Source organism: Fredinandcohnia onubensis (assembly GCF_002734285.1).
Taxonomy (GTDB): Bacteria; Bacillota; Bacilli; order Bacillales; family Bacillaceae_L; genus Ferdinandcohnia; species Ferdinandcohnia onubensis_A.
Genome location: NZ_NSEA01000027.1, coordinates 22,433 through 33,927 on the forward strand (window position 1 = coordinate 22,433; position 11,495 = coordinate 33,927).

At 37.6% G+C, this 11,495-nt stretch carries 8 protein-coding genes and 2 riboswitches; all 8 genes read left to right on the plus strand.

What is annotated here, in order from left to right; genetic code table 11:
- Positions 1 to 107 precede the first annotated feature (107 nt).
- The 8 genes from CKJ95_RS21125 (at position 108) to CKJ95_RS21160 (ending at position 11,204) form a co-directional block, all read left to right on the plus strand.
- Positions 108 to 1,118, plus strand: a complete 1,011-nt coding sequence (locus CKJ95_RS21125; protein ID WP_099355439.1) for an ABC transporter substrate-binding protein — start codon at positions 108 to 110, stop codon at positions 1,116 to 1,118.
- 97 nt (positions 1,119 to 1,215) lie between these two features.
- Entirely contained in the window at positions 1,216 to 2,073 is an 858-nt protein-coding gene (locus CKJ95_RS21130) for an ABC transporter permease (protein WP_099355440.1), read from the plus strand.
- 2 nt (positions 2,074 to 2,075) lie between these two features.
- Positions 2,076 to 3,248 (plus strand): quaternary amine ABC transporter ATP-binding protein, encoded by a 1,173-nt coding sequence (locus tag CKJ95_RS21135; protein ID WP_099355441.1) that lies wholly within the window; start codon positions 2,076 to 2,078, stop codon positions 3,246 to 3,248.
- Positions 3,249 to 3,419: 171 nt separating this feature from the next.
- On the plus strand, positions 3,420 to 4,382 hold the full coding sequence (locus CKJ95_RS21140; RefSeq protein ID WP_099355442.1) for an AAA family ATPase: 963 nt from the start codon (positions 3,420 to 3,422) through the stop codon (positions 4,380 to 4,382).
- Positions 4,382 to 5,599 carry a DUF58 domain-containing protein gene (locus CKJ95_RS21145; RefSeq protein WP_099355443.1) on the plus strand — a complete coding sequence of 406 codons (1,218 nt, stop codon included), beginning with the start codon at positions 4,382 to 4,384 and terminating at the stop codon, positions 5,597 to 5,599. The genes CKJ95_RS21140 and CKJ95_RS21145 overlap by 1 nt, the downstream gene beginning before the upstream one ends.
- Positions 5,596 to 7,773: a transglutaminaseTgpA domain-containing protein gene (locus CKJ95_RS21150; RefSeq protein WP_099355444.1), complete on the plus strand. Its 2,178-nt coding sequence runs from the start codon at positions 5,596 to 5,598 to the stop codon at positions 7,771 to 7,773. Before CKJ95_RS21145 ends, CKJ95_RS21150 begins: the two co-directional genes overlap by 4 nt.
- A 33-nt stretch (positions 7,774 to 7,806) precedes the next feature.
- Positions 7,807 to 7,908: riboswitch (purine riboswitch) on the plus strand.
- A gap of 114 nt (positions 7,909 to 8,022) precedes the next feature.
- Complete coding sequence (guaA, locus tag CKJ95_RS21155) at positions 8,023 to 9,543, plus strand: glutamine-hydrolyzing GMP synthase (RefSeq protein WP_099355449.1); 1,521 nt, start codon at positions 8,023 to 8,025, stop codon at positions 9,541 to 9,543.
- A gap of 85 nt (positions 9,544 to 9,628) precedes the next feature.
- Positions 9,629 to 9,731: riboswitch (purine riboswitch) on the plus strand.
- A gap of 150 nt (positions 9,732 to 9,881) precedes the next feature.
- Positions 9,882 to 11,204 carry an NCS2 family permease gene (locus CKJ95_RS21160; protein WP_099355445.1) on the plus strand — a complete coding sequence of 441 codons (1,323 nt, stop codon included), beginning with the start codon at positions 9,882 to 9,884 and terminating at the stop codon, positions 11,202 to 11,204.
- The last annotated feature ends 291 nt before the right edge of the window (positions 11,205 to 11,495 follow it).

The following is an 11,495-nucleotide window of genomic DNA, read 5'->3' on the forward strand; positions in this document are numbered from 1 at the left end:
GAAAATGAATGACTATTCATTATGGGGTTATTTTTGAGATAAACTCAGTAAATATATGGGTTTACTGATAAATTAAAACTTAAAATAGAAAAAGGGGAGAAGTTATTATGAAACGAAAGTTATTTACATTACTAACCGTTTTATTGCTAGCCTTAGTTGGTTGTAGTAGTGAAGGATCTTCAGGAGATGGAGAGCCAGAAAAGTTAGACAAAATTGTGCTAGCTGATGCTGGTTGGGATAGTATTCGCTTCCATAACAGTATAGCGCAAAGAATCCTTGAAGAGGGATACGGATATGAAACAGAGGTGACTGTGGGTTCAACACCTGCAACATTAGAAGGTCTACGTCAAGGTGACATTAATGTCTATATGGAAGTATGGACGGATAATGTCAAAGAGCTTTATAAAGAAATGACAGATGCTGGAGATATTGAAGAAGTATCTACAAACTTTAATGATAATAGCCAAGGGCTGTATGTTCCGACTTATGTCATTGAAGGGGACGAAGAAAGAGGAATTGAGCCGTTAGCTCCCGATTTAAAAACGGTTGAGGACTTGAAAAAATACCCTGAGGTTTTCCCAGATCCAGAGGATTCAAGCAAGGGACGTATTGTAGGGGCTCCTACTGGTTGGGCAGTTAACGAAACAATGACAGCAAAATACGAAACATATGGATTAGGTGAAACATTTAGCTATATTAGCCCTGGTTCAGATTCAAGTGCAGTAGCAACGCTTGTTGATGCATATGAAAAAGGTGAAGGTTGGGTTGGATATTATTGGTCTCCAACATGGGTAACTGCAAAATATGATCTAACTCTTTTAGAAGAACCAGAATATAACGAAGAACAATGGAACAAAGATTTTGGTACGGCATTCCCACCGAACGATGTTGTTGTAGCAGTTCATAAGGACATGCCTGAACAAGCACCAGAGGTTGTGGAGTTCCTGAAAAATTACGAAACGAGTAACGATTTAACCGAAGAAGCACTTAACTATATGAATGAGAATGATGCTTCAGCCGAAGAGGCTGCAGATTGGTGGATGAAGCAACACGAAGATATCTGGACTACATGGGTTCCAGAAGATATTGCAGATAAAGTAAAAAGTTCATTAGAGTAATAAATTTGTAGTAGTTGGTAACTGCCAACTACTACATTTTTCAGGGATTTTTGGTCGAAAAAAAGTGAGGTGAATGGTTACATCATGTAACCTGTTTATGGGTAGTTTTCCAGATATACGATGGGATTTTCTAGGTAAATACGTTGAAAAATTTATAAAGTGGATCGATACAACATTCGAAGGGTTTTTTGATTTCATACATCTTATCTCCTCTCAAACAATCAATGGAATTGATAGTTTTCTTAGCTTCATTCCGTGGTGGCTCTTCTTAATCATTATTTTCCTTTTAGGATGGCGCTTTAAATCTGCTCTTTCCGGTGTTTTATATGCATTCTTTATCTTCTTAATTGGAACGTTTGGACTTTGGGATGTATTGATGATCACGATTGCCATCGTCTTAACCTCGGTGGTAATATCACTAGTCATCGGGATTCCAGTTGGGGTATGGATGGCGTTTAGTAAAAAGTTCTCCATCATCATGAGACCAATTCTTGATGCCATGCAAACAATGCCAAGTTTTGTTTATTTGATTCCGGCTATTTTCTTCTTCAGTCTAGGAAATGTTTCGGCTGTATTTGCGACGTTAATTTATGCATTGCCACCAGTTATTCGATTAACTGAGCTCGCAATACGGAATGTTGATGAAGATGTCATTGAATCTGCTCAATCTTTTGGTTCTTCGAGATGGCAAATGCTCACAAAGGTACAATTACCACAGGCACTTCCAACGATTATGGCAGGGGTAAACCAAACTACGATGATGGCACTTGCAATGGTTGTTATTGCGTCTATGGTAGGTGCAAAGGGACTAGGTGAACAGGTTCTAATCGCAATTAACCGTATAGATATGGCACTCGGATTTGAAGCGGGAATTAGTATTGTGTTTCTAGCCATCATTATTGACCGCGTGACTTCAGGGGTAGCGAATTCCTTCCAGAAACACAGGGGGTCTTAATCATGGAAACAAAAATTAAAATAGAAAACGTCTCAAAGATATTTGGTTCGAAACCAAAATCAATCATTCCAATGGTCGAAAAAGGAATGAGTAAAAAAGAAATTTTAGAAAAAACAAATCATACCGTTGGTGTTTATAACGCATCAATGGACATCAAAAAAGGTGAAATCTTTGTCATTATGGGGCTTTCCGGTAGTGGTAAGTCTACATTGATTCGCTGTTTTAACCTTTTAAATAAACCTACAGCTGGTTCGATCTATGTAGATGGCGAAGATGTTGTTCGCTACAATTCTTCCCAGTTGAAAAAGTTCAGGCAGGAAAAAATTGCAATGGTATTCCAACATTTTGGCTTATTCAGTCACCGCACTGTTTTAGCAAATGTTGAATATGGACTTGAAATAAAAAATGTCTCAAAAGAAGAACGTAGAGAGATTGCTTTGAAGAATATTGAAAGTGTTGGGTTAAAAGGGTATGAAGATAAATATCCAGGAGAACTTTCTGGCGGGATGCAGCAACGTGTTGGCTTGGCGCGTGCGTTAGCAAATGATCCAGATATTCTATTAATGGATGAACCTTTCAGTGCACTTGATCCACTCATCCGTAGAGAAATGCAACTCGAACTTTTAGAACTTCAGGACAAGCTTCAAAAGACAATCATCTTTATCACACATGATATCAATGAAGCGTTTAAACTAGGAGATCGAGTTGCGGTCTTGAAGGATGGCGTCGTTGAGCAAATTGGTACACCAGAAGAGATTATTGAGACTCCTGCGAATGACTATATCTCTGAATTTATAAAGGATATTGATCGCTCTAAAGTATTACAAGCGGAGCATGTTATGATTAAGTCAAGCGCAATGGTTTCTTTAAAAGATGGATTACAGGTTGCGGTAAAAGAAATGCAGAAGAATGGTATATCGAGTGTATTCGTTGTAAACAAGCATAGACAACTGCAAGGAATAGTTACGATTGACGATTGCATTGATGGAATAAAGGAAAAGAAGACACTTACTGACGTGCTTCACGATGATATTTTTAAAGTATCGAAGGATGAATATATCCAAGATATAATTCCGAAAGCATTGGAGACAAAGTTCCCACTAGCCGTAGTCGACGAAGATTCTCGACTATTAGGCATTATCCTTCGGGTTCATGTTTTATCAAGTTTAGTCTAATAGAATACGAACTTACTATGACTCAGATTATTTTATGAATCTGAGTCATTTTTTATAGTGACCTCTAATTTTAAAGGGAATTGTTGGTTAACCATAGAAATCATAATATGGTGGATAGTATAATGGATACATATATTGTAAGAAGATGCTAGGTAAATAGGGGGACGGAAAATGGCGCAGCTTGATATGTTACATCCAGTTTTAGGAACAGTTATTGAAAACATTGAAAAAGTAATGATCGGAAAAAGAGATGTAGCCACACTGAGTTTGGTTGCATTATTGTCAGAGGGACATGTCTTATTAGAGGATGTACCAGGTGTCGGGAAGACCATGATGGTGCGTTCTCTTGCAAAATCAGTGAGTGCGGAATTCAAGCGGATTCAGTTTACGCCCGACCTATTGCCGTCAGATGTAACTGGAACGTCCATCTATAATCCGAAAGAACTCCAATTTGAGTTCAGACCGGGTCCAATTATTGGTCATATAGTACTTGCGGACGAAATCAATAGAACCTCTCCGAAGACACAATCGGCCCTGCTTGAGGGAATGGAAGAAAGCAGTATCACTGTTGACGGAGTAACCCGATCGTTACCAAAGCCTTTCTTTGTTATGGCAACCCAAAACCCGATTGAATATGAAGGAACATACCCATTACCAGAAGCGCAGCTCGATCGTTTTCTATTAAAAATGAAAATGGGGTATCCATCTGTTACTGAGGAAATTGAGGTGTTGAATCGGGCGGAAAAGTCCAAGCCAATTGAAAAACTAGAAGCGGTAATTACACTTGAAGAACTCATTTTTCTTCAAAAAGAAGCAAAAGAAGTTTATGTTGACCAAACAATTAAAGAATATATTGTAGATTTAGTGAGCCGAACGAGAGAGCATAGTTCCGTTTATTTAGGGGCTAGTCCTCGAGGGTCGATTGCATTAATGCGGGCATCTCAGGCCTATGCCTTGATTCATGGAAGGGATTTTGTGATACCGGATGACATTCAATATCTCGCGTTATATGTTCTTCCACATCGAATCATATTAAAATCAGAAGCAAGATTTGAAGGAATGACAACTGAAAAAATAGTATCGAAAATCATTGAAAGAACACCTATTCCAGTGCAAAGGTCGTTGAATCGTTAATGAGGAGACTATTTCGGAAACTTAAAGAAATGGGGAAACTCGTTAATATTTTTCTTCTAATTGTAGCTACATTTGTGTATGCGATGTTTCAAGGTGGGTTCGTAAGCTGGTTTCTATTTTATAGTTTTATCCCATTTGGATTGTATTCTTTTGTTCTATCAATCTATCCTCTTAAAGATTTTAAACTGGAACGTCACATCAGTCATAGTGAGTTTGTAGCAGGGGAGGAATTTGAAGCAACGATCTTAATTCGAAGAAATATCCCTTTCCCACTCATGTATCTAATTGTTGAGGAGCTTCTTCCACCTCAATTGAAAAAATATGAAGAATCTAAACAATCAAAGGTTATCCTGTTCCCTTGGTTTAAGCGAGAGTTAACTTACAAATACAAGTTTAACTCAGTCCCTCGGGGGGAGCATCTCTTAGAGGGGATCCGAATCAAGACAGGCGATTTATTCGGACTTATTGAAAAAGAAGCCGTTGCGCCAGTACGTGACCAGTTTTTAGTATATCCACAGTACGTAGATATGGTATACCGACAACAGGAAAGTCGTTTTGAACAGGGGATGACTTCCTCAAACGTAAGATTACAGCGGGATACAGCAATTGCGATTGGTGTACGAGAATATACACCTGGTGACCGATTCTCATGGATTGATTGGAAGGCATCGGCTAGACGAAACGGAATTATGACGAAAGAATTTGAGCAGCAACAAAGCCATGATGTTGTTTTATTTATGGATCGATCAGAATCGGTCCATTTTGAACAGATTGTAACCTTTACAGCCTCACTAACGAAAGCAATATTAAGAAAAGGGGCACAGGTTTCATTTATCTCGATTGGAGAAGACCAAGTTATCTTCCCGTTAAAAAATGGAGAATCTCAGCAACAAGTAATCTATCACCATCTTGCGAAAGTAAAAGACAATAGTCCGCTATCATTTTCGCAAATTGTGGAATCAGAAATCAAAAAAAATTACCAACCTGTAACTTTCATGCTGGTCACAAGTGAATTAAGTCAGGATACAATTCATTTAGTGGGCAGGTTTTCGATGCGAAACGCAGACTTACAGCTTTTTGTGGTGAAGGATAGAGGAACCCAGCTGACGCAGGAAGAATTTGGTGTCCTTGAAGCGATTAGAAAGCATCATGTATTTGCAAAAGTTGTTTATGAAGGACAATTTACCGAGGTATTTAATGAGGTGAGGAAATCATGAAGCCTAAAATTCCAGCAAAACGTGATGTTCGAAACCTATTATTAAATATATTTGGCTTTCTCTTGCTTTGGGAATGGTTGAGACCCCTTGAAACTGTGACGGATACTAAGGAAACTGCAGGATTTGTCATTTTCATTGGTGTCAGCTTTCTATTGTTATATCTGCGAGTGCCGTTTGTGTTTAGTGCATTGATTAAGATTTTACTTATATTCTATATGATTCATTCTTTGTATTTTAGATATGATTTTTTAGATTCAACATGGTTAGGTATATTTATTAGTGATTTTATGAAAAACATCGGTCTTATGTTCCAAGCGAATTGGTTGGGGATGACGCCGATCTTTCGGACGATTCTCTTTTTCATTTTACTTTGGTTAATGAGTTATTTGCTTCATTATTGGTTTACTCATCAAAAAAGAATACTTCTGTTTTTCGTATTGACGATCATTTATATTACGGTGATTGACACATTTAGCCCATATGATGCAAAAGCAGCGATTATTCGAACAGTCTTTATTGGATTTTTAATGCTAGGTATTTTACAATTTGAGCGTTTAAAGGATAAAGAGCTTTCTAAACATGTAAACATCGGGAAAAAATGGGCGATACCATTAGCCATTTTTATTTTATTTTCTACATTTATTGGTTATGTTTCACCGAAAGCATCACCTCAGTGGCCCGACCCTGTTCCATTTTTAAAGGGATATGGGCAAGAAAATACGAACGGCTCCATCAATGGAGTAAAGAAAATTGGTTATGGAGCCAATGATCAAAATCTAGGTGGACCATTTATTGCGGATGATACAGTTGTGTTTACCGCTGAGACAGAAAAACGCCATTACTGGCGAGTTGAATCTAAGGATACCTACACAGGGAAGGGTTGGAAATTATCTGGTCAAGCGGACAAAGAAACCTTTAATGTTGAAAATACTGTGTTGAATTGGTATGAGCCAAAAACAGAGGTTGAGGAATTCAAAACGGAGATTCAGATGGATCTAAAGTATTCCCATATCGTGTATCCATTAGGTTTAACGTCAGTTGAGACTGCTCCGGATATCTATTTTAGCGTAAACCCATTATCTGAAAAAATTTCGACTTTAAGAGGCGATGATGAAGTCAAATTGGATAGCTACACGCTGAATTATCAGTATCCGAAATACTATATTAACCATTTGAAAGAAATCAAACAACCGGGTGGACTTGAGCAGGATAACAGCTTTAAAGAAAGATATACTCAATTACCTGATGACCTCCCTGAACGTGTAAAAGAACTTGCAGTAGAAATCACGAGCTCACAGACGAATCGGTACGATAAAGTAAAGGCAGTCGAAGGCTATTTTTCAGCCAATGGATTTGCCTATGATACGCAAAATGTGGCCATTCCAACAGCGGATGAGGACTATGTCGATCAGTTCTTGTTTGATACAAAAATAGGCTATTGTGATAACTTTTCAACATCAATGGTTGTCCTATTACGTGCAGTTGACATACCCGCAAGATGGGTAAAAGGCTATACAGAAGGGCAGCGAGTGGAATTAAATTCATATGAAATTACAAACAATAATGCACACTCCTGGGTTGAGGTATACTTTCCGGAATTTGGTTGGGTTCCATTTGAGCCAACAAAAGGATTTAGTAACTCAAATCTATTTTCCTATGATTTATCAATGACAGGAAATACAAACAGTCAAACGCCACAAACTGCACCAGAGGTAGTCCCTGAAGAAGAAGAGGTTGAAGAAACTGTTGCTAAACCTAAGTCAGAAGAGAAGGAAACGAGCATTTTTGATACAATAGCAGATACGTTCTCATGGAAATATGTGCTGATATTCTTATTAAGCATCTCCTTGATTGGTTATCTCATATTTCAGACTCGAAAAAGATGGATCCCATATCTTTATATTTGGCTATACAAAAATGCGAAAGATGAAGAGGCATATTTTAAAGCCTATAATGCCTTACTAAGACAATTGTCACGAGTAGGCTTCCCGAGAAAAGAAGGGCAAACCTTAAGGGAATACTCTGTTCAAGTTGATAAGTTTTATAAAGGACATGAAATGGAGCAATTAACGTTAAACTATGAACGTGCCCTATACCGCAAAGATAATGCTGCTGTAGAATGGGGAAAGTCAGTTGAATTATGGGAAAATTTAATTAAAAAGATATCATCTTGACCAATAGGTACCTGGTTGATAGAATTAAAACACAATTTTAATAGAAGTATCCTTCGTATATCCTCGATAATATGGATCGAAAGTTTCTACCGGGCCACCGTAAATGGTCTGACTATGAAGGCAGTTATTCTATTTAAGTACGTGACCTAGAATTCTGCCTTTATTAGGTGGAATTCTTTTTTTATGCATAATATCTGATGGGTATATTACAAAATATAACGAGGTGATTTTGTGGATAACGTTCAAGAAATGATCGTTGTTTTAGATTTCGGTAGTCAATACAATCAATTAATTACTCGCAGAATTCGTGAATTTGGTGTTTATAGTGAACTCCATCCTCACACAATGACAGTTGAAGAAATCAAAGCGATGCAACCAAAGGGAATTATATTATCTGGTGGACCGAATAGTGTGTACGATGAAAACTCATTTAGATGTGATGAGAAAATTTTCGATTTAGGTATTCCTGTGTTAGGAATCTGTTACGGAATGCAACTCATGACACAACACTACGGCGGCCGTGTAGAAAAGGCACATAATCGTGAGTATGGAAAAGCAACGATTACTGTTCAAAACGAATCCGTGCTTTTTGCAAATATCCCAAATGAACAAGTAGTATGGATGAGCCACGGAGATTTAGTAGTTGAAACGCCAGAAGGCTTTACAGTTGATGCAGTTAGCCCGTCTTGCCCAATTTCAGCTATGAGTGATGAAGCTCGTAAATTATATGGTGTTCAGTTCCACCCAGAAGTACGCCACTCTGTATACGGAAATGATCTTCTTAAGAACTTTGTTTTCGGAGCTTGTGGATGTTCAGAAAGCTGGTCAATGGAAAACTTCATTGAAATTGAAATGGAAAAAATCCGTCAAACAGTTGGCGATAAAAAAGTTCTTTGCGCACTTAGTGGTGGAGTAGATTCTTCAGTTGTCGCTGTTTTAATTCATAAAGCAATAGGCGACCAATTAACATGTATGTTCGTAGATCATGGCTTGCTTCGTAAGGGAGAAGCTGAAAGTGTTATGAAGACTTTTAGCGAAGGCTTCCATATGAATGTCATTAAAATCGATGCTAAGGATCGCTTCTTAAGTAAATTAAAAGGTGTAAGCGACCCAGAACAAAAACGTAAAATCATCGGTAATGAGTTTATCTATGTGTTTGATGATGAAGCTGCAAAGCTAGAAGGAATCGACTTCCTAGCACAAGGAACTCTTTATACAGATATTATTGAAAGTGGAACCGCTACTGCACAAACAATCAAATCACATCACAATGTTGGTGGATTACCAGAAGATATGCAGTTCAAATTAATTGAACCACTTAATGCTTTATTTAAGGATGAGGTACGTGCACTTGGGACGGAACTCGGTATTCCAGATGAAATCGTATGGCGCCAACCATTCCCAGGACCTGGTCTAGGCATTCGTGTTTTAGGTGAGATATCCGATGATAAACTGGAGATTGTTCGTGAATCAGATTACATCTTACGAGAAGAAATTCGAAAAGCAGGATTAGAACGTGAAATTTGGCAATACTTCACTGTCCTTCCTGATATCCGAAGTGTTGGTGTAATGGGTGATGCAAGAACTTATGACTACACAATTGGTATTCGTGCCGTGACTTCAATTGATGGAATGACATCAGACTGGGCTCGTATCCCATGGGACGTACTTGAAGTCATTTCAACAAGAATTGTAAATGAAGTAAATCATGTAAACAGAGTTGTGTATGATATTACAAGCAAGCCACCAGCAACAATTGAGTGGGAATAATACACGAACAATATAAAATAAATTTAAAATAATGTTCGTTTTTAGGTTGACTCTCTAGGTACATTGTCATATAATAAAATCGAAATCAGATTTTGTTGAAATACGTCGTATAATCTTGGGGATATGGCCCAAAAGTTTCTACCAGGCTACCGTAAATTAGCTTGACTACGAGGTATAACTGATAATGGAGAGTGTCAATTAACTATGATTCTCCTTTTCTATCGTTATCCTTAAGGTCAAGCGCTTCAGATATTAATCTGGAGCGCTTTTATGCGCTTATTACAAAATCAAAGCTCGTATGTACGACGATATGGATCAAAGGGAGAGGGAATCTATTTATGAAAAAGTACTTTCAATTCGATGAGCTTGGAACTACTTACAAACGAGAAATCATTGGTGGGCTAACAACGTTTTTATCTATGGCTTATATCTTATTCGTTAACCCATCAATTTTATCATTAAGTGATATACCTGATTTACCATCAGAGTTAAGAATGGATGCTAACGCAGTATTTGTTGCAACAGCACTTGCAGCAGCAATTGGTACATTAATTATGGGGCTTGTTGCAAAATACCCTGTTGCTTTAGCTCCTGGTATGGGACTAAACGCATTCTTCGCTTATTCAGTTGTATTAGGAATGGGAATTGCATGGCAAACAGCTTTATCAGGTGTATTAGTATCTGGTATCATTTTAGTTATCCTAACGTTAACACGCATCCGTGAAAAGATTATCGATGCTATCCCACAAAACCTAAAGCTAGCGGTTGGAGCGGGGATCGGATTATTTATTACATTTATAGGATTTAAAAACGCTGGGATTGTAATTGCAGATCCAGCTACTCTAGTAGCGTTGGGCGACCTATCAAACGGAAACACATTATTAACTATTTTTGGTCTTGTTATTACAGTAATCTTAATGGTTCGTAAAATAAATGGTGCTGTATTTATCGGTATGGTAATCACAGCTATCGTTGGAATGATTGTTAATTTAATTGAAGTACCGGAAAAAGTTGTTAGTTCTGTACCAAGTCTAGCACCTACATTCGGAGCAGCATTTGCTAACTTCGGAGATATTTTTACAATGGACATGCTGATTGTTATTCTTACATTAATGTTCGTTGACTTCTTTGATACAGCAGGAACATTAGTTGGGGTAGCGAATCAAGCGGGTATCATGAAAAACAATAAACTTCCTCGTGCGGGAAGAGCGTTAGTATCAGATTCAACTGGTACAGTAATCGGAGCAATCTTAGGAACATCTTCAACAACTTCTTACGTTGAGTCAACAGCAGGTGTTGCTGCAGGTGCAAGATCAGGATTTGCTTCAGTTGTGACAGCATTATTTTTCTTACTAGCCTTATTCTTCTCTCCATTATTAGGAGTTGTAACGCCAGCCGTTACATCACCAGCATTAATTATTGTTGGGGTATTAATGGTTGCAACATTAGGCGATATTGAATGGAAAAAGTTCGAGATTGCTGTTCCGGCATTCTTAACAATCCTAACAATGCCTTTAACTTCAAGTATTGCAACTGGTATTGCGATTGGCTTTATCTTTTACCCAATCACTATGATGGTTAAAGGAAGAGCAAAAGAAATACATCCTATCATGTACGGTTTGTTCATTATCTTTATCTTATATTTTATCTTCTTAGCTTAATAAAAGAGTGGATACCGGATTTAAAAGTCTGGTATCCTTTTTTTATTATGTCTTATCTTTTGTACTTGGAATTGTCGAGGTGTAATAATAAAAATGTTATGGCCAAACATTCGATAAAAATTTAGGGTTGACTGCGAACCTTAAACTTGGTATATTAAGTAGGTCGCTATTACAGCACATGAAAAAAATAAATCACTTTTTAAAAGTTGTTGACATAGACTTTTAAAGATGATATATTATAAAAGTCGCTGATGAACAGCGCGTTAAAAGTTCTTTGAAAACTGAACACAA